General features: G+C 43.2%; 19 protein-coding genes. 3 read left to right on the top strand and 16 right to left on the bottom strand.

The features are described from left to right. Positions 1-672 precede the first annotated feature (672 nt). From ACOMA8_RS13925 to ACOMA8_RS13915, 3 genes are read right to left on the bottom strand one after another with little or no spacing between them, the layout of a single operon-like run. Positions 673-1236, bottom strand: a complete 564-nt coding sequence (locus ACOMA8_RS13925; RefSeq protein WP_421371514.1) for a GNAT family N-acetyltransferase — start codon at positions 1234-1236, stop codon at positions 673-675. Positions 1237-1251: 15 nt separating this feature from the next. Further along, entirely contained in the window at positions 1252-1836 is a 585-nt protein-coding gene (locus tag ACOMA8_RS13920) for a DEAD/DEAH box helicase family protein (protein ID WP_421371511.1), read from the bottom strand. A gap of 28 nt (positions 1837-1864) precedes the next feature. After that, complete coding sequence (locus ACOMA8_RS13915; protein WP_421371509.1) at positions 1865-2965, bottom strand: hypothetical protein; 1101 nt, start codon at positions 2963-2965, stop codon at positions 1865-1867. 292 nt (positions 2966-3257) lie between these two features. On the opposite strand from ACOMA8_RS13915, the gene ACOMA8_RS13910 reads away from it, so the two are divergent. Together ACOMA8_RS13910 and ACOMA8_RS13905 are read left to right on the top strand one after the other, a co-directional pair. Beyond that, positions 3258-4181, top strand: a complete 924-nt coding sequence (locus tag ACOMA8_RS13910; protein WP_421371508.1) for a WD40/YVTN/BNR-like repeat-containing protein — start codon at positions 3258-3260, stop codon at positions 4179-4181. After that, entirely contained in the window at positions 4178-5053 is an 876-nt protein-coding gene (locus ACOMA8_RS13905; RefSeq protein ID WP_421371506.1) for a hypothetical protein, read from the top strand. The genes ACOMA8_RS13910 and ACOMA8_RS13905 overlap by 4 nt, the downstream gene beginning before the upstream one ends. A gap of 109 nt (positions 5054-5162) precedes the next feature. Here ACOMA8_RS13905 and ACOMA8_RS13900 read toward each other — a convergent pair whose 3' ends face one another. The 11 genes from ACOMA8_RS13900 to ACOMA8_RS13850 form a co-directional block, all read right to left on the bottom strand. After that, positions 5163-6095, bottom strand: a complete 933-nt coding sequence (locus ACOMA8_RS13900) for a sce7725 family protein (protein ID WP_421371504.1) — start codon at positions 6093-6095, stop codon at positions 5163-5165. Beyond that, positions 6092-6772, bottom strand: coding sequence for a hypothetical protein (locus tag ACOMA8_RS13895; RefSeq protein WP_421371502.1), 681 nt, complete (start codon positions 6770-6772; stop codon positions 6092-6094). Before ACOMA8_RS13895 ends, ACOMA8_RS13900 begins: the two co-directional genes overlap by 4 nt. A gap of 178 nt (positions 6773-6950) precedes the next feature. Beyond that, complete coding sequence (locus tag ACOMA8_RS13890; RefSeq protein ID WP_161899840.1) at positions 6951-7295, bottom strand: hypothetical protein; 345 nt, start codon at positions 7293-7295, stop codon at positions 6951-6953. A gap of 163 nt (positions 7296-7458) precedes the next feature. After that, the gene (locus ACOMA8_RS13885) at positions 7459-7770 is read right to left on the bottom strand and encodes an HIT family protein (RefSeq protein ID WP_421371500.1); all 312 of its coding nucleotides are present in this window, start codon (positions 7768-7770) and stop codon (positions 7459-7461) included. 215 nt (positions 7771-7985) lie between these two features. After that, positions 7986-9023: a Gfo/Idh/MocA family protein gene (locus ACOMA8_RS13880; protein WP_421371498.1), complete on the bottom strand. Its 1038-nt coding sequence runs from the start codon at positions 9021-9023 to the stop codon at positions 7986-7988. 44 nt (positions 9024-9067) lie between these two features. Further along, positions 9068-10036 carry a sugar phosphate isomerase/epimerase family protein gene (locus ACOMA8_RS13875; protein WP_421371495.1) on the bottom strand — a complete coding sequence of 323 codons (969 nt, stop codon included), beginning with the start codon at positions 10034-10036 and terminating at the stop codon, positions 9068-9070. 79 nt (positions 10037-10115) lie between these two features. Beyond that, complete coding sequence (locus tag ACOMA8_RS13870) at positions 10116-10826, bottom strand: ThuA domain-containing protein (protein ID WP_421371493.1); 711 nt, start codon at positions 10824-10826, stop codon at positions 10116-10118. Next, on the bottom strand, positions 10823-11578 hold the full coding sequence (locus tag ACOMA8_RS13865; RefSeq protein ID WP_421371490.1) for a sugar phosphate isomerase/epimerase family protein: 756 nt from the start codon (positions 11576-11578) through the stop codon (positions 10823-10825). Before ACOMA8_RS13865 ends, ACOMA8_RS13870 begins: the two co-directional genes overlap by 4 nt. 67 nt (positions 11579-11645) lie before the next feature. Next, positions 11646-12725 (bottom strand): Gfo/Idh/MocA family protein, encoded by a 1080-nt coding sequence (locus ACOMA8_RS13860; RefSeq protein WP_161899845.1) that lies wholly within the window; start codon positions 12723-12725, stop codon positions 11646-11648. 351 nt (positions 12726-13076) lie between these two features. After that, positions 13077-13946, bottom strand: a complete 870-nt coding sequence (locus tag ACOMA8_RS13855) for an AraC family transcriptional regulator (protein ID WP_161899846.1) — start codon at positions 13944-13946, stop codon at positions 13077-13079. Between the two features lie 21 nt (positions 13947-13967). Next, positions 13968-14609: an endonuclease III domain-containing protein gene (locus ACOMA8_RS13850; RefSeq protein WP_421371487.1), complete on the bottom strand. Its 642-nt coding sequence runs from the start codon at positions 14607-14609 to the stop codon at positions 13968-13970. A gap of 149 nt (positions 14610-14758) precedes the next feature. Here ACOMA8_RS13850 and ACOMA8_RS13845 point away from each other — a divergent pair, with 149 nt between their 5' ends. Then, a complete protein-coding gene (locus ACOMA8_RS13845; RefSeq protein ID WP_421371485.1) occupies positions 14759-15394 on the top strand; it encodes an SOS response-associated peptidase in 636 nt (211 codons plus the stop codon). Positions 15395-15797: 403 nt separating this feature from the next. Here the strand turns inward: ACOMA8_RS13845 and ACOMA8_RS13840 are convergent, their stop codons facing one another. Both ACOMA8_RS13840 and ACOMA8_RS13835 read right to left on the bottom strand, forming a co-directional pair. After that, the gene (locus ACOMA8_RS13840) at positions 15798-17150 is read right to left on the bottom strand and encodes a TrkH family potassium uptake protein (protein WP_421371483.1); all 1353 of its coding nucleotides are present in this window, start codon (positions 17148-17150) and stop codon (positions 15798-15800) included. A 140-nt stretch (positions 17151-17290) separates the two neighbouring features. Beyond that, positions 17291-17923, bottom strand: a complete 633-nt coding sequence (locus tag ACOMA8_RS13835; RefSeq protein ID WP_421371481.1) for a V-type ATP synthase subunit D — start codon at positions 17921-17923, stop codon at positions 17291-17293. Position 17924: the final 1 nt, after the last annotated feature.

Here is a 17924-nt window from a genome sequence, read left to right as displayed (position 1 = left end):
AATCATCAACGAATCAAAATAAAACTGGGCTGCAGCCCAGTGCAGTATCGGCAACGAATGACCGCATAAAAATACCGACTAGAAAATCTAGTCGGTATAAGGTCTAACTTTTGGGTCTCACTACAAAAATATCTTTTGGGATATTTTCTATTGCTTTTTTTTAGTCCGTTGAAAGATAAAAAATCTTGTCGAAAGATTTGGTTAATCAGCTTTTTTTAGGTATTTAAACCATGTTCAGCCTAATCATCAGCAAAAGAGAGGTCAAAACAGCAGAAGAACTACCAAAAGCCAGCGATTTTTACGATTAACTTTGGATTTCAAAAGTTGAAAACTTTAAATGTAACTTCGTATAATATATATTATGTAAACTAAAATATAGAAAAATAGTTTTCTGACAAAACCAATGACAAATCATCGCTAAATTCCTCCTTCCCCTCTCTTCAAAACGATTGAAACAGGTTTTTAGACGAAATTCTCGCAATAACAAGATAAAGTTGCTTTTATCCATGCTACTGTGGAATTTTCAAAGCCAGGAATTGCTTTGATGCAACATGATTCAGCAGTTACTTAATAAAAAAATTCTATTTGAGTAAGTACTAACTCACGCTCCAGAGAATTAAAACCCAGCTGCAACATAATTTTTCGATTTCATGTTGTAGCTGGGTACTGTTTCTAATTATCGCCGTTATTCTCCTGTACTTGCTGCAATACAGTCAAGCCTTTCTTGAAGTCTTTTGTGCCTGGAACCAATTGATAGCCCAGTTTTTCGTAAAGACGAATCGCTGAATGACTCCAAGTTTGAGTATGAAGAATTATTGGTTGATTCGGGTACAAGTCTTCTAAACGCTCCGTAATAATCGTAGCCAGAAAACCTGCCAGGCCTTTTCGCTGTGCTTCGGGTACCACAGCTAGCCAATGCAGCAAAGGCTCGTTTTCTTTAGACCACCAGGCGGTACAGGTTCCTACCTTTTTACCCGTAGGATCAATGATAAAAGCCATTCGTTGCTGCAATTCATGAGGAAATGGTGCGAAAGTCTTCTCAAAATACTGCTCTGCCTCAGAAAGCGCTTCAAACTCTCCCACTGCAGTTTCAATTTCACACCAGGCTGTCTGATCACCTTCTGAATAGAAGACCAATTGATAGTCTGAAGGTAATTTAGGCTGAGTCAGAGTCTTTACGGCTCCAGGTTCTCTTTTCATTTTAAATTCAATATATGGAATCGTTTTATCCAACATCTTATTTTCCTCCAGTTAACTCAGATTAAAATGCTGCTTGATTGTTTGAGCACAGTCAACTGCTGAAAGCTCTGTATTGTCAATCGTCAGTGTGAAAATTTCAGGAAAGGAAGTTGCAAACTCAGCAGCTGGTAAAGATAAGCGGTAATTTTGTGCTGTGGTGAGAAGTTCATTTCGGGAAGACGCCAGATTCCGTTTGCTGGGTTTTGCAGCCAGACGATCCGGATGCTGATTCCTTGTTAGCCGCGTATTCAGGTCGGTGGTCAGTTGAATGAAATATACCTCTTGTTGTTCTTCTTGAAAAATAGTCGCGACATCCTGCAGAAATTGTCGATCGTCACGGGAATCAAAATCAATCATCACCGTAAAAATCAAGTGTTCCACTAAGTTTGTTTCAGTATTTGCAGAAAATGTACGAAACAACATTTTTCTGGTTTGATCCGACAGACGAAAAGTCTCAGGTGTATAGCCTAAAAAGTTCGCATATAAATCAATGGTCTGGTGATTGAACAAAAGTTTTCCGTCAATCATTTTTTCCAGCTCTTTGCCGACCGTCATCTTACCGACGGCCTGGCCTCCAATTAGTACAATCAAACTCATTTTCGTCTCCCCTTCCCCGCTTCTTAATTCATTCGGCGGCGCTCTCTTTTTGCCAGCAGTTTAGTAAATAGCCGATCAGTTTTTCTTCCATTTTGGCATCGCCTGCAGTTGGCATTTTTTCCTGTAATGTTAAAGCCTTTTCTAGTAATTTTTTGGCGTCTTCCGGATCATTTTTGATCGTCTTTTCATAAATTCCCTTGATTCGATAATTTCCCATCAAGGGTTGTCGCAAAAGCTGTTGCAGTGTTTTATCCTGCCACAGTTCTGGAATTCGCAGGTCATTGGGATCAGTTAGACACAACACCGCTAACAATTCACCGGTAATCCCTGCGACAAAAACTGGAAACGCAATCTCTTCACGCTTTTGCCAAAGTTCTTCTAGTAAAACTTTGGCTTTGGTAAAATCCAAAGCTTCTAAGCTACGGTTGACACAAATCAACTCGTGTTGGGTATTAAAATAGGTATATTCCGGCATGGGAGGAACTGGTTCGAATAATTCTGATGGGATTTGAGTATAACTTAAGCCTCGAGCAAGCAGTTCATTGACTTTCAAACTATTGTAGAGCAAGTAACGATTTTCCTGACTTCTCATGGCCAGTTGTAGGCTCTTTCCATCATTGAACTGCATCGGAATCCCATTGGTAATAACTACGAAAAGACCAATGAAGAAAAAAATTGTACCAAAAAGCGAGCCCAGTCCCCCTAGTCCTGCGCAAAGCAAACAGGCTAACCCATTGGCCAGAATGCCACCCAGTAGATATCTTTTATATGGAAATGCTTGGGGATCATAAGCCGGTGGTGCCATCAAACACTGGCCCCCAGTCCCCATCACGTTGAAGGTCTTAAATTCCACACTGCCTTGTGCATTTCTAGCCACCATCAAATTGAGAATCCGGAAGCTGACAAAGTGATACCCGCTAAATAGCCCCAGCACCAGATGCCCACTCTCATGAATGACAATATGCAGAAAAAAAGAAAGCAACAACGATAGACCGCCGGCAATTAGCAGTCGCAAAAGACCGACATCTTCAATCGCCAATGCCAAGTCCGGTAGAAAGCTTTGTATCGCAACACCGCCAAGTGCTCCTATAACAATAGAAATCGCTAATACAAACCAAAATCGTTTCATCTAATACTCCCTACTCTCATTATCATCGTGCTACCAACACAAGCTGTATATAGTTACTGAACAGTATACCAGTTTAAAAATAAAATCACACCTCATGCAAGACCAACTGTTTTCTTTTCGGCAACTGACAACTCTTAAATTTCGTCAAATAAATACTATCTAGCTGCGAAAAACATTGAATTTTTATTATTCCATCGTTACATTGGACAGTAGCAACCGGCAGAAAAGCTATAAAAAAGGTTTTTCTCTTTTTTGGTAATCGTAATTCGTCGGGACAACAAGGAGATATAAAATGGCACATCCGTTAAGAAGTATTTTATTTGGCGGGCTAATAGTTGCAACTGTAGCGATCAGCGGCTGGTATATTGGGACCAATATGACCGACACTCAGCATGTTGCAACGGTCCAAACAGCCGTTCACGGTGCTGGTCCTGCAACTGAAACACCGCAAGCAGCCGCTGCTGATAAGAAGTATGACTATAGTTTCAAAAACAAGAAGATGTTTGTTACTTACGATAAAGGGACACAGTGGCAACAAGTCCCCGCAGAGATGGAGGAATTTTTTGGTGGAGAATATGAAACTGCTGCCCAAAACCAATTACTTGCTGACAGTTTTAAAATCACTCCGGAAAAAACCGGGTTTTTAATCGTAAAAAGTGACACGACGCTTTCTTGGCTGGAGAGCACAGACGCAGGGAAAAAATGGCAGGAATATCCGATACTCTCTCCTACAGCCGGCGTTCGCTTCCGTAAAATCCAATTTTTTGATAATGGCTTTGCGGCAGTATTTGCTTCTGGCGGTCGTGTCATGAGTCAAGAAGGCTGTAGTGTTGCTGTTAGTCATGATGACGGGCACACTTGGCAGAAGATGGCTGCTGACGGTTTGGAGCTTGGTTCTTTGGTAACAGCAGCAACATTTGTGGATGAAAATCAAGCTTTTGTCAGTCGCAAAACACAACTGCTGGTTTCTAAGGACGGCGGTCAACATTTTTCAGAAGCAAAGCTAAATGTTCCTGAACAATATGAAAAAATCTTTCTTTGGCCGGAAGCTCCTACAAAAGAAGCAGATGGCACCCTCTCTGTCTTGGTGAACCAAGGAGATCTCGGAGACTATCGTGGCGGTCAGGTAAAGGGGCGATTTGAATCAAAAGACGGTGGCTATACTTTTGATTTTGTGGCAGAAGTCGAACAACAAACGGAGGTGGTCCCAGGATGAAAAAAACAGTAAAAATTTTCGCTAACATATGTACCCTCCTCGCTGTACTGCTATTACTTGCCCAAGGATGTTATTTGTTCGTTGCTCATCGTTACGACATTCACTATATCTACGACAGCCTGTTTTTTGTTATCAACTGCTTCATTCTGTTGTTTGCTTTTTTAGGATTTGTTCCGTATGTGAAAACCAAACGTCCGCTTATCGTATTGGCAGGTTTTCTGCTAATTTTTCAAGGGAGTGTCTTATTTGTGGGAATGGATCACCAAGTCGTCGTTTCTTCCAGCCCGAAAGAAACCAATACCTTCATGTTAAGAATTGACAAGCGCACAGGCTTTGCTGCTTACCAACGAAATCTCTATTACCAATGGCCGCAGGTGCAAGCTTTTCTGCCTAAGCCGACTCTCAATAATGGGTACTTGGCCTTCTCAACCGATGCGGAGCAACTGGCGTATCCGGTAGGTTCAGCTTATAAGATTGATTGGCCGACTGAAGAGATGGCAGTCTTTAGCTACCAGACACAAGACGGCGGGAATGCCCAATTTATTCGTTCTTACAGTGCAGATGCCGCGTCCCCTGTAGAAACCGGTCTTTCACCGGCAATCATTGGCAACTGGCAATCAACTGATGGCAAATCCCAGCTGAAAGCCCAGGGAAATCCTTACTTACTGACAATCGGTGACCAAGAGCTCACTTTGAATCCTAGCTATCAAATCAGCTTTTCTCGATTTGCTTCCGTTTATACAGATGCGCAAGGCAATGCCCTCTGTGCACTAATCTTGAATAGCTCAAAAGATAAATTGACGATCATCCCAGCCGATCCAAAACAAGCAGATAAGAGCGACACGCTAATCCGGCTGACAGACCCTTTATAAATAAGACAAAAAACGAACTGACGAATCCCCACACTAAAGGGGACAGTCAGTTCGTTTTTTTGTTGCACTAAGGGAGTATGGGCACGCGCACCTTGAGAATTAGGCTGCGTCAAGAGCTGCTCTTGTTCTCCAGCAATCGGCTGATTGTTTCTAAATGATGCATGATGGAAGCTTTTCGCAAAATTCCCATCCCCGGAAAGCGCTCTTCTTGATAAGCTGTGAGCAAAAGTTGCAAACCTTGCGTGATTGGGACTGCTTCTCTAAAAGAGCCAGTCTCAGAAAGAAAAAAGTGTTGTGTTTCAGCCATCAGCAGCAAAAACTTGTCTTTTTGTGTTCGTTGCAAATCTTCTGGGTCTGGCGGTGAGACAAAGTGACGCATCCACACCGTCTCGTTCGTATCAAGATAGCTCAGGTGCAAACTCAAATCTCTATCCGGGTATCCTTGTTCATAATAAATCCGACTATCTGTCAAAAAATCACTGAAGTCAGTGTCCCCTCTTCCACTATTGATCCGAAACACCTCTGGGGGGGCTTCTCGATAGTAGCTGTTTCGTGGTAAGCGAAGAAAAGGATCGTGGGAAAGAATCAATTTTTGCGAAGTCTTCAATAACCGCAAGATGCGAAATTCCGGTACTGCTAAAAAACACCCCTGCTGGATAGCTTCCGGATCCGACTCTTTCAATGGCGCTGCTGATTCAGCAATCCATAATATCGGTGATTTTTCGTGATCATTATTGCTTAAAACTTCCTGACTAGTGATGGCCTCAGTTACGATGTGGCTGCGATGCCCAGTTGCAAGAAGAGCCAGCTCCGCGAGGCCGTCGGTTGTCAAAAAATCGCCAGTTCGCGGGTTATCAATCAAATAAAAAGGATGCGCCTTGTCTTCTAATAGCGCCAAGGTCTGAAAAAGAGTCTTTGATTTTTTTACCGGTTCAATCACCGGGATGACGTTTTTTGATAAATGACCGGCTTTGACCAGTTCTTTTAATGCCAATAAATCAAATTGCTTTCCCCGTAAATAGGGATAATAATGGGGGCTCATAGGTCCTGCTCCGATGTCGCTTTACTTTCAGAAAGCTCTTGGTAGGCTTCTTTTAAAGCCTCTAATTCTTCTTTTAAAGCTTCGACTGCTTGCTCCTGGGTCTCGGCAATAAAACGGTCATAGTAGTTGATCCCACCGCCGTACAGGTCATACTCGGGCTGCCGCCGCTTCAATTCCTTGTACAACTGGTCGGTACTGAAAACCCGCACCCCACGCTCTGTTTGTTTGGCTTTGCCAACTTCGCGGGCTTGGGCAGTAATCAGGCGATAGATCAGATCTTGCTGATTTACCTGCAGTTCTTGACGATGGGCCTTTTTCTCGGAGACCAAGTAACCTGGCGTGCTGTGATTGTCTGGATCAGCATAGCTATGATAGGTAAAGACACCGACCTCTGCCGGAATTTCTGAAATCACTTGCTGATAAAGAGCTGCTGGCAAGACAAAGTAATTGTAGTGACCTACAAATGACAGCTTGGCATGGGAACGAAAATCACTTTTGGTCACTTTCAGCTCAAAGCAGCGCCATTCAAAGGTTCGATCCGGTAAAATCCGTAAACTTAACGTGTCAACGATTCCCAAATCGTTGGGCATTCCCACTTCTTCTACGACAGCCTCCCCTTTTTCCCGGCAGTAAGCATACAAAGTTTCTTCCAGTTGCATCGTTAACGGTGTCTTCATGAGTCTCTCCTATCGCCTTTACTCTTATGGCCAAAATCTATGTACATCATTCAAAAGCTGAGCAAGTCACTTTTACAGCTTTCGACTAGACAGTAAACAACCGTCTCTTCGCAGAAACGGCTGTTGTACTGCTTATTATCTATAATAGAACAAACATTCGCATCTGGCTAGATGCTGCTTAACGACTTAACAAATATTGAATATCTGCCAACAGCCCTGGAAGATCTTTTTGGTCTTCCAGCAGCAGAGTCAACGTTTCAGTTGGTGTCTGCAAAGTAATTGCCTCCTCTGCTTCAAAGACTTGCACTTGCTCTTTTTTTAATAGAACTTTGGAAAAGTCATCCAGTGAGACATTTGGAGTCACCACATACACCCTTTGATCAGAGATAAAGACAAAGCGCTGATCGGTGGTTTCCTGCATGACAAAATTCATCAGTTCCTCTTCTGTCATAATCTCATCTGCATAAGCTTGCAGCAGCAAAAACTGCTGGGGTTTGGTGAAGAGCGTAAAAAAATCAGCCATGATTCGTTTCCTTCTTTCTGATTTGCTGATAAAGACGTGTCCGATTCCGGTATTCTTCTCTATGGTGCCACAATTTCCTTAAAAAAGCGAAAATCTCGTAAGGCAGAGATGAAAATCAGTGGAGACAAGGCTGTTTTACTTCTCCAACGATGGCAGTTTCAGGTCAATCAGAAAAGCAGTCATTCATTTTCTTTGGCACTGCGCCTCGTATTCCTCCTTTGGGATGTGCCGTATCGCCGAAATAGCGGGGAATTAGGTGGCAATGGCAATGAAAGATTGTTTGACCGGCTACTTCCCCACAGTTAAACCCAATATTGTAGCCTTCTGGGTGATAGGTTGTCTCTAAAAGTGCCTTTCCTTTGATTAGCAGGTCATCGATTGCTAATTTTTCTTCGACACTGAGAGCAAAATAATCAATTTTGTGAGCTTTTGGGATAATCAGCAAGTGTCCTGAGGTGACCTGGGTTGGTATCATAAAAGCCCAGTGCCAATTCATTTTCTAAAATTGGTGTCAGTTCAGATGAACAAAAGGGACAGTTCATTATTGTAACCAGCTCCTATCTATATTCATAGATCTAATCCGAGACACTTAAATGTCAAAGTTATTGAAGATGTCTATCACAAGCCGGCTGCTAAAAGAGGACTCCCTAAGCAGCTTCCCAGCTGTTTAACGGAGTCCTATCTTAACGATTATTTACGGCTTTCAACGATTTCAAAAATATGATCGATTAATTCCATCACTTTCAAAACCTGTTCGTTTTTCACTATCGGCTGAGCACCTGTTGTCACTACATCAAAGAAGTTTTGATAGAAGCTTTGAGAAAGGTTGCTCCCTTGTGGCAGAGGTAACGTTTCGGTGGCTTCTTCAGAAGGAGGTGCCATTGTTTTGGTCAGTCCCACACCCGCTTGAATCGGTGTCGGTGCCGCAACATCTGCATTGGTGGCAACCACCATTTTACCGGAAAGATCCCAATCGGTAATCTCAGCAGTCCCCTTTGTCCCTTTGAGGTACCAGCGCGGCAATTTGATATAATTGGAAGTTCCTACTTCGGTAATCACCCGCAGTCCGTTTTCAAAAGTCAGATAGGTGATATAGCCATCATCACATTCTTCGCCCAGAATATAGCTAAAGTCAGCAGTAACCGATTGTAATGGGCTGTCTACCAACCACATGATTTGATCCAAAAGGTGGATGCCCCAGTCTAAAAGCATACCGCCGCCGTGTTGTTTCAAACGGCGCCAGTCTCCGGGAATTCCGTTTGCCCCGTGAACTCGAGACTCGATTTGGAACAAGTCGCCAATTTCACCAGATTCCCACAGTTCTTTGACAATCAAAAAGTCCGGGTCCCAGCGCCGATTTTGATGAACCATAAAAATTCTGCCGGTTTTCTCAGCAACTGCCATAATCTCACGCAGTTCAGCAGCATTCATCGCAACCGGTTTTTCGCAAACTACATGTTTCCCTGCCTCCAAAGCAGCAATTGCAATTTCTTTGTGGCTATCATTAGGGGTTGCAATCAAGACACAATCAATAGACGGATCAGAAAGCAATTCTGAACGGTCTTGGTAGGCTTTCAACCCTTTTTGAGTTGCTAATGTCCGACGATCGTCTTTAATATCATAAATACCGACAATCTCAAACAGATCCTTTTCAGTAGGCAGGAGGTGCTCCAGATGATATGAACCCATCCCACCGTAGCCGATAGCTGCCAATTTCAGTTTATTCATAGTTGTTCACTCGATTTCTTAATAGATTTTATTGCTGGCATATTCTATGCCCACCACATACCAGAAGGTTGCTCTTGAATCATAACAGAACGCAAATTCGTGATTGCCCGGTTCAGGCCTTCATCCACTGACATGATCGGATCCTCGTGTTCGATACTCAGTACATAGTCGTAACCGTAAATCCGCAAGGCACTGATAATATCAGACCAAACTTTCAAATCGTGGCCGCAACCTACCGAACGGAAAGTCCATGCACGGGTTTTCACGTTGTCGTATGGTTGCATATCTGTCAACCCATGCATGTTGATATTATCTTGATCCAGGTACGTATCCTTGGCATGGAAATGGTGAATAGCACCGGCTTCTCCTAAAATCTTAACTGCTGCAACCGGATCAATTCCTTGCCACCATAAATGACTAGGATCCAGATTACAACCTATGGCCTTACCGGCTGCATCGCGCAGCTTCAACATGGTGTAAGGGGTGTGGGCCAAAAAGCCCCCGTGAAGTTCAATCCCGATTTTGACACCAGCAGCCTCTGCCTCGGTATTAATCTGCTTCCAATAAGGAATCAGTTTTTGCTCCCATTGATAGTTGTAATTGTCTTCGTATTCTGTTGGCCAAGGCAGTGTAGGCCAGTTTACCTGAGTGTCTGTCGGATTGCCGCCGGAGATGCCGGAAAAACCATTGACCACCGGTACATTCATCAAGCTGGCTAATTTGATGGTCTTTTTAAGCAGTTCATCGGCTTCTTTGGCTGTTGCCACTATCGGTGAAATAGGATTATTGTGACAGCTAAGAGCAGAAATTTCCAACCCTTTGTCCGCTAATTTGGCTAAATACTCTTTACGTGCGTCAGAAGAAGCCAGTAGTTCATCAATTTTCAAATGAGCATCCCCGGGGGAACCACCAGTGCCGATTTCCACAGTTTGCAGTCCTTTACTTGCTACCATCGCAATCATTTCTTCAAATGACAGTTGATTAAATAAAGGGGTAAATACACCTAATTTCATAATTTGGGACTCCTTTTTTGTTTGTCGTTAAGCTTTCCGCTTTGTCTTTCATAAGTAAATCAAGAGCATCGCTGAAAAATTAATCTTCAAGGGCTTTGAAATGACCGTAATAAGGTCGGCTGTTTTCAGTTGCTTTCGCCCAGTTAACTGCATTGACGATCACTCGCTGTACCTTGTCGTTGTAATAGCTGTTGTAGGTCTCGTGACCAGGTTGGAAGTAAAAGATCTTGCCGTTGCCTCGGCGGAAGGTACAGCCGCTGCGGAAAACTTCACCGCCTGGAAACCAGCTGACGAAGACCAGCTCGTCTGGTGCTGGAATATCAAAGTGTTCCCCGTACATTTCTTCTTTTTCCAAGTCAATATACTCACCGATACCTGCAGCAATTGGATGGCTGGGATTGACTGTCCAGATACGAGCGTGGGAATTGTCTTCCCGCCATTTTAAATCACAGCTGGTCCCCATCAATTTTTTAAAGATTTTGGAGAAATGACCGGAATGAAGCACGATTAGTCCCATGCCTTCCAGTACCCGTTGCTGAACGCGTTCAACAATTTCATCAGCTACTTCATCGTGGGCCATATGTCCCCACCAAATCAATACATCTGTCTTTTCCAAAACGCTCTCTGTCAGTCCGTGTTCCGGTTCATCCAATGTGGCAGTCGTCGTATCAAAGCCAGCTTCAGCCAAAAATTTTGCCAATTGACCATGAATACCTTCTGGATACATGGCCTGTACTTCGGCATCCGACTTTTCATGTCGAAACTCATTCCATATTGTTACTTTAGTCATGCGTATACCTCGTCTCTTAATGCTGTCAGATTCTGACAATCAATTTTTGCAGCTTCCAAAGGCAAATAGTCTTGGAAAGCCTCTTGTTCAATAATCAACCACGGTAGCTGCTGATCTTTGGCAAAAGTCAGATAATCCTTCATTGGCAAAATTCCATGACCAATCTCAGTACTTTCACGACGATCTGCAGTCAAATCCTTGAAGTGAAGCAAACCGATTTTTGTTTCATGATCCTTGAGCCACTCAGCGACAGCCACTCCGGCTTGCGCCAACCAGTACAAGTCCACTTCCAACTTCACATAAGATGTGTGAGCCGTCATGTAGTGCAAAAGATCCACACCTGCTACTTGCTGGAATTCATGGGCATGGTTGTGATAATAAAAGCTGAATCCGTTTTCTTGTAGCGTTTTACCGATTTCGTCTAGCTTCACAAATGCTGCTTTCCATTGTGCATAGTCTTCAAAACTCAACCAGGGACAAACGATGCGGGAATTACCAATCGTTTTTTCAAAAGCCATTACCCCAGTTAAATCTTCAGTTAGCTTTTCAAAGGGAATATGACTGGCAGCAGCTTCCAGCTCATTTGCCACCAACAGCTCACGAACCTCATGGGCACTCAACTCATTGTAGCCGGCAAACTCGACACCATCGTAGCCGCTTTCTTTTACCTTCTTCAAAGTACCGGCAAAATCAGCAGCAAGATCTTCTTTGATCGACCATAGTTGCAAGGCAATTTTGGGTTTGGACATCATTAAACTTCCTCCTCTTCACTTTTAGCAGGACAGACACATGTTTTGCGCCTGTCCCGAGTGAGATTGGCTATTTGTTAAAAAATACCGGTTGATTGGTTTTTGATGATTCGTAGATTGCTTCTAGAATCTGAGTCACAACAATTGCTTCTTCTGGTTTTACTACCAGTTCTTTGTCATTGATGATGGCATCGATCCACATTTGCGCTTCAACGTGAGCAGGATCAGATCCGGCTCCGTCATAAAAGTCAACGCCACCTGTTTCCAGCTCGATATCATTGGCGTACAGCAGACTGCGTTTTTCACCGTTCAATGTTAAGCCATTGTTCATATCGGCACCGCCTTTGTTCCCACAAAGGGTGGTTTTGGCTTCTTTGACATCTAAGCTGTTCAAAGCCCAGCTGGATTCCAAGAAGATGCTGGCACCATTTTCCATAACAATGTATCCAAATGCAGAATCTTCAACTGTAAACTTCTCAGGATCCCAAGGGCCCCAAGCATTTGCTGCATTTTTTGTATCTGCCAACTCACGGTAAGCTTTTCCTACGACGTATTTTGGCTTGTAGTTGTTCATCATCCACAAGGTCAAATCCAGCGCATGGGTGCCGATATCGATCAATGGGCCGCCACCTTGTGCTTCTTCATCCAAAAAGACTCCCCAAGTTGGGACTGCACGACGTCTGATTGCGTGGGCTTTTGCGAAATAGATGTCTCCCAATTCGCCATCTTGACAAGCTTCATGAAGGTACATGGAATCTGTCCGATAACGATTTTGGTAGCCAATGGTCAATTTTTTGCCGGTACGTTTTGCCGCATCAATCATGGCTTGCGCTTCTTCAGTGGTTTTGGCCATCGGTTTTTCACACATTACATGACAGTCAGCTTCCAAAGCCGCAATAGTAATTGGGCTATGGGAAGAATTCGGCGTACAAACATGGATAACATCCAGTTCTTCATTTGCCAGCATTTCCTTGTAGTCTGTATAAACTGCCGCTTCAGCAGCACCAAACTCGACAGCGGCTTTTTCCGCCCGTTCTTCAATCAAATCACAAAATGCCACCATTTCTGCATCTTTCACTGTTTTCAATGCCGGCATATGCTTACCATTGGCGATTCCGCCACACCCGATAATTCCAATTTTCAATGTCATAAAATAACCTCCTGAGATTTCATTTCAAAATACAAGGGTTTGATACATAGTAGAAATCTTTTAATCATCCAGTCAAAACTGCCGTCTGATTCCCACCGTATATCTCAGTAAAACTTGTCATTTTGAAACGTTCGTTTTCGTTTTTATGCGCTTGTCATCATGACTTTCACTTAAGATGAAATCCGTTGTGGAAACGCTTTTTCTTTTTGATACCCTTATTATAGTCAGGGGTCCAAAGAAATTCTTCCCAGATAAATCACCATTATTCCCGAATATTGCGCAAGTAAAAAAACAAAGCCTTTCGAATCCATAAAAGATGGGGGAAAGAGGCTTTGCCTTTTTTTAGTGTGTTTAACTGTTGAGAACTGTTTTTTGATATTTCAATGGTGAAAGGCCTACGTTGTCTTTGAACACATGGTGGAATGTTTTGACACTGGCAAATCCAGCTTTTTCAGCTACTTCCACCATAGGAATTTTCTCATTGGCTAAGATGAACTTCGCTTGATTGATCCGATAATCTGTCAAAAATTGAGTAAAGGTCTGACCGGTATTCTTTTTAAAGAAACGGGTAAAATAGTACGGTGAAAAACCGACTGCATTTGCGGCATCCTCCAGTGTCAAGCTCTCCTGGTAGTGATTTTCTACCAGATCAAAGACGAGATTCAATTGATCGAGTGTCTCTTGATACTTCACTGCTGCCGGTTGAGTCACAGTAATGGCTTCCCTTTTTTGCGGCAGCTCGCGATAAAAGTCAGCGATAAGAAGATGCAATAAAGCAGTGATGCGATATTTATCCCCCAGGCTGTCTTCTTCAACTGCCTGGTAAAGCTCCAGCAATAGCCGAGTAATCTTTCGAGAGAAGGCTGCCGGCCAATTACGGCTCAAAGGCTCCCCTTTTTCAAATAAATCAAATAGACTGCATTCACCTGTCTGGCGCAAATTGACTTCATCGAACATCATCAAATCAAATTGAAAGACATACCGTTCACTATCCGGAGAAGCCAAAAAATAGTGAGGAACACCGCTTGAGAAAAAATAGGTCTCCCCTTCTGCCAATTCAATCAGCGATTCGCCCACCCCAATATTCACTTTCCCTTTTTTGGTGTGGATGATTTCAATTTCTTTATGGAAATGGGGATAGGTGATTGCCAAGCCATCATTTAAAAAGGAACGAAAGGGAAATTCTTTCTCCATATGTGTGATTTCCAGGTACTTGCTCATCCACTAGTCCTCCAGTTCTATTTAAAAATCTTTTAAAAAGCTGTCAAAAAACCGATCACCGCCTCGCAGCCAAAGTTTTCCGAATTCATCAATCTGACCGTGAAAATCCTGTGCTTCTGCCAGACTGAATGCTGCCATTTGAGCTTGTGGTAATTTTCTTGCCAAACTTTGATAGGTGGGATAACTGGTCCTTGGCGCCAATTTTTCAAACAGGCGACGAGCGTAGGTGTCGCTGACAAAAACCGGCTGATCAAAGACATACAGCAGCAATACATCGGCTGTCTCCTGGCCGATTCCATGAAGAGACAACAATTCATCTCGCAGCTCATTGTTCAGAGTGTCCGCCGCTGTCAAATACTCAAAATTCCATTTTTGCAACCAGCGCAACAACTCATAAATTCCGCGACTCTTATTGCGATAAAAACCACTAGGACGGATTGCCTCCATGATAGTATCCTGATCTAATGAAGCCAGCTTAGTGGGAGAAAAAGCCGTCAGCTGCTTTAGATTTTCTAAAGAATAAGCCGCATTTTGCCAATTTGTATTTTGCACGAGGACCGCACCTAAGAGAATCTCTTCTTTACTGTCAGCGGGCCACCAGCCCGAGGGTCCTTGCTCGGCTAGCAACACCTCGTATAATTGCTTTAGGCTTTTGATTATCAATTTAAAACACCTCGATTCATTATACGGTGAAAACCTGTTAAAATGAAGGGGCATTTGGGAACCCGAGAGTAGTGGAACTCGACAATTGGTAAAAGAGTGCCAGCTGCGTTTGCTGCCCGATTGTATTTGTTAACAAAGGAGGCTACACCATGTGCGGACGCTATCTGTTGGATTTATTGGATCCTCAGTGTGAAGAATTACTGAAAGCTTATCAGCTGATTTTAAAAAGTGATGATCCAACCCCTTCCGAAAAAAGACCCTCAGAAGGAGTTTTGACCTATGCTGTTGGCGCAGATGGTCAATTTCGTTTGGCAGTGACTCGCTGGGGCTTTTCAAGAAAAGACTCCAAGCAATTATTGATCAATGCCCGCAGCGAAACGTTGTTGGAAAAGCCGACTTTCAATCCACACTTTTCTGCCCATCGCTGTGTTTTTCCCATGACCGGCTTTTATGAATGGGATGAAAAAAAGCAGCGCTACCTGTTTTCAGCGACAGATGGCAAATTACTCTTTGCAGCTGGCTTGTATCGTCCAACTGAGGATCAGATTGAATCGGTAATTTTGACGACAGCTCCCAATCAGCTGGTGGCCCCTATCCACGATCGGATGCCTTTGTTATTATCTGCAGAAGAAGTCCGAACGTGGCTGACAGATTCCAAAAAAGCTCGCCAGCTCCTTACTAAAACAGATCAGACTTCTTTAAAAAAAGTGGCCCTTAAAGAAAGCAAAGAAACAGCTGCAAAAGATCTCTATATTCAGCCGGATCTCTTTGACGGAGTTTTTTAACGAAGCCTAATCTTCGTCACTTAAAGGAAATGTGACAAAAGTAATTTTCAAGTGCTAAACAGTAGATATTTAACCACAATTAGTAAAAATATACGGATGAGAAAAATTTGTGACCCTTTTTTATGTCTTAGTTCGAAGAGAGAACATACCCATATGTGTAAAGAGAAAAATGAATGATGCTGACTTTCCATGATGAAATCAAGGAAAGTCTGTGTTTGAAATTTTTAGCAATGAAAAGCCGATTAGCTTCCATTAAAATCATTGGAAGCTAATCGGCTTTTGGGGTCTCACGTTTAGTATTGTTCGGTTCATAGGAGGTGACTTAACTACTATTATCACAGCCCCTTATTTGTATCACAGGCTTCTCAATCGGCCCTCACTAGTCATAGCGGGCGCATTTAACTCAGCCAATCATGACGGATTCTTCCGGATATTTGAAATTGGATGTTTGCTGAGATTTTTTAATCAGTGAGAAAACGACGGTCATGATTCCTACTCGGCCGATAAACATCATTAAAATAATCACGATTTTACCGACAATCGACAAATATGGCGTGATGCCCATCGTCAGGCCCACCGTTCCAAACGCAGAGATGACTTCAAAGGCGATATACTCTAAGCCCAACTGATCAACATTCGGTATCTTTTCTGTAACAGATAGAATCATTGTGGCCAAGATGCACAGGGTCAAGGTTATAAAGAAAAGAGTCAAGGCACGATTAACTGCCGTATCACGAATTGTCCGATCGCCAAATTCAGCATGTTCTCTGCCTTTGAAAATACTCTTCACCTTCAAAATCAATACACCAAACGTAGTCGTCTTCAAGCCCCCCGCTGTCGAGCCAGAAGTCCCACCAATGAACATCAACACCATTGTCAAGATCAAACCGGCATGGGTCATTTGAAAATAATCAATAGAATAATACCCGGCAGTCCGCGGCGTCACCGCCATAAACAGCGTATTGAACAGGCGGTCCACAAAACTATCACTTTCCACAAGGGACGTACCAAAGCTTTCGGTCACCACAAATCCCAGCGTGCCGAATAACAGCAGACAACCAGTTGTCACCAATGCAATTTTGGAGTGTAGGCTCATGCGGCGCTTCTTTTTCAATCCCATCAGGTCATACCACACTAAAAATCCAAGACCACCAGCGACAATCAATGCCATCACGATAGCCAAGACCCAAGGATTTTGTTGGAAGCCGACCATGCTGTCACCAAACAAATCAAAACCCGCATTACAAAAACTTGAAATTGCATGGAAGAAGCTAAACCACAATCCTTTTGACCAACCATAACGAGGAACAAAATCGATGGCAAAACACACCATCCCGATAAACTGAATCAAAAAGGCTGTCTTTAAGATATACCGCATCAAGCCCACTTCCCCACTAGTCTCCATATTTAGAGAATCTCGCAGTATCATTCGAGTACTTAGACTGATTTTTTTTCGGGAAATAAAGTAAAACATCACTGGAATCGACATAAATCCCAAACCGCCGATCTCAATCAAAATGATAATTACCAACTGCCCAAAAATATTCCAATGTTCGGCAGTATTTAGCGTTGTCAGCCCTGTCACACAGGTTGCAGAAGTGGTCGTGAACAACGCATCAATAAATGGCGTCCACTCCCCACTTTGGCTAGAAATCGGCAGCATTAATAAAAAAGCCCCCGCCAAGATCAATGCTGCAAAGCCGAAAGTGATTAACTGGGGAACGTTCAAATCAAAGCCGCTGTATCGTTTTTTCATGTCTTACTCCTTATCACAACAGGTTTTGTAATTCATCATAGCGAAGGGGTGAAAAAGAAGCAAGTAAAAATCGAAAATCCCGATAAAGCCAAACGCCCACCGGCAATCCTTGCATCATCGGTGGGCGCTTGTTCACATCATCAGGTACGATTCATATTTTTCACTTTGATCATTCGCGTGACTTCCGCCCGCTCATTTTCTTCCAGCTTCATCTTGATATAATAAATCGTCTCTTCCAATTCTGGAATCGTCATGTACTCCAGCGCATTGACACGACGACGGGTCTTTTCAATCTCACCCGCCATCAATTGACAGGTTTTTTCGATTTCTGTCAGTTCTAAAAGCTGCGGCAGCACATTTGTGAAACGATCAATCGAATTGTCCAGGGGAACATTTGAGTTCAGGTAGCCATATTCGATAGGTGTTTCTACCAAGGACTCGTCATAGCGAAAATTCATCACTGGAACTTCCACGCTCATGATGTTTTTTTGATCTAACTCCAGCTCGACTCGGGCTGCCGGTAAAATAAACAGCTCTTCGATAAAAGCAGAATTCAAGGTGGCACTGGCCAGACGAAACGCTCGCATCGCCCGTTCCATCATTGTTTCCACTTCTTTTCGCATCTGGTTATTCTTTTTGACCAATAAAATAAATTGACGCATCAATTCATCTTGCTTGTCTTTTAACAGCTTGTGTCCCCGTTTGGCGGTCTTCAACTGCTTTTGAAGTCGTGCCAATTCCATTCGGGTCGGATTGACATTCAGTTTCGCCATC

This window comes from Enterococcus infantis (assembly GCF_049166715.1).
Lineage (GTDB): Bacteria > Bacillota > Bacilli > Lactobacillales > Enterococcaceae > Enterococcus_C > Enterococcus_C leclercqii.
The sequence above is the reverse complement of the archived record's forward strand: the minus strand, read 5'-3'. Positions and strand labels throughout refer to the sequence as shown.

Coding starts and splice junctions, on each gene's coding strand:
- ACOMA8_RS13925 (WP_421371514.1), bottom strand. CDS start 1,236: ATGTTGGATAAAACGATTCCATATATTGAATTTAAAATGAAAAGAGAA.
- ACOMA8_RS13920 (WP_421371511.1), bottom strand. CDS start 1,836: ATGAGTTTGATTGTACTAATTGGAGGCCAGGCCGTCGGTAAGATGACG.
- ACOMA8_RS13915 (WP_421371509.1), bottom strand. CDS start 2,965: ATGAAACGATTTTGGTTTGTATTAGCGATTTCTATTGTTATAGGAGCA.
- ACOMA8_RS13910 (WP_421371508.1), top strand. CDS start 3,258: ATGGCACATCCGTTAAGAAGTATTTTATTTGGCGGGCTAATAGTTGCA.
- ACOMA8_RS13905 (WP_421371506.1), top strand. CDS start 4,178: ATGAAAAAAACAGTAAAAATTTTCGCTAACATATGTACCCTCCTCGCT.
- ACOMA8_RS13900 (WP_421371504.1), bottom strand. CDS start 6,095: ATGAGCCCCCATTATTATCCCTATTTACGGGGAAAGCAATTTGATTTA.
- ACOMA8_RS13895 (WP_421371502.1), bottom strand. CDS start 6,772: ATGAAGACACCGTTAACGATGCAACTGGAAGAAACTTTGTATGCTTAC.
- ACOMA8_RS13890 (WP_161899840.1), bottom strand. CDS start 7,295: ATGGCTGATTTTTTTACGCTCTTCACCAAACCCCAGCAGTTTTTGCTG.
- ACOMA8_RS13885 (WP_421371500.1), bottom strand. CDS start 7,770: ATGATACCAACCCAGGTCACCTCAGGACACTTGCTGATTATCCCAAAA.
- ACOMA8_RS13880 (WP_421371498.1), bottom strand. CDS start 9,023: ATGAATAAACTGAAATTGGCAGCTATCGGCTACGGTGGGATGGGTTCA.
- ACOMA8_RS13875 (WP_421371495.1), bottom strand. CDS start 10,036: ATGAAATTAGGTGTATTTACCCCTTTATTTAATCAACTGTCATTTGAA.
- ACOMA8_RS13870 (WP_421371493.1), bottom strand. CDS start 10,826: ATGACTAAAGTAACAATATGGAATGAGTTTCGACATGAAAAGTCGGAT.
- ACOMA8_RS13865 (WP_421371490.1), bottom strand. CDS start 11,578: ATGATGTCCAAACCCAAAATTGCCTTGCAACTATGGTCGATCAAAGAA.
- ACOMA8_RS13860 (WP_161899845.1), bottom strand. CDS start 12,725: ATGACATTGAAAATTGGAATTATCGGGTGTGGCGGAATCGCCAATGGT.
- ACOMA8_RS13855 (WP_161899846.1), bottom strand. CDS start 13,946: ATGAGCAAGTACCTGGAAATCACACATATGGAGAAAGAATTTCCCTTT.
- ACOMA8_RS13845 (WP_421371485.1), top strand. CDS start 14,759: ATGTGCGGACGCTATCTGTTGGATTTATTGGATCCTCAGTGTGAAGAA.
- ACOMA8_RS13840 (WP_421371483.1), bottom strand. CDS start 17,150: ATGAAAAAACGATACAGCGGCTTTGATTTGAACGTTCCCCAGTTAATC.
- ACOMA8_RS13835 (WP_421371481.1), bottom strand. CDS start 17,923: ATGGCGAAACTGAATGTCAATCCGACCCGAATGGAATTGGCACGACTT.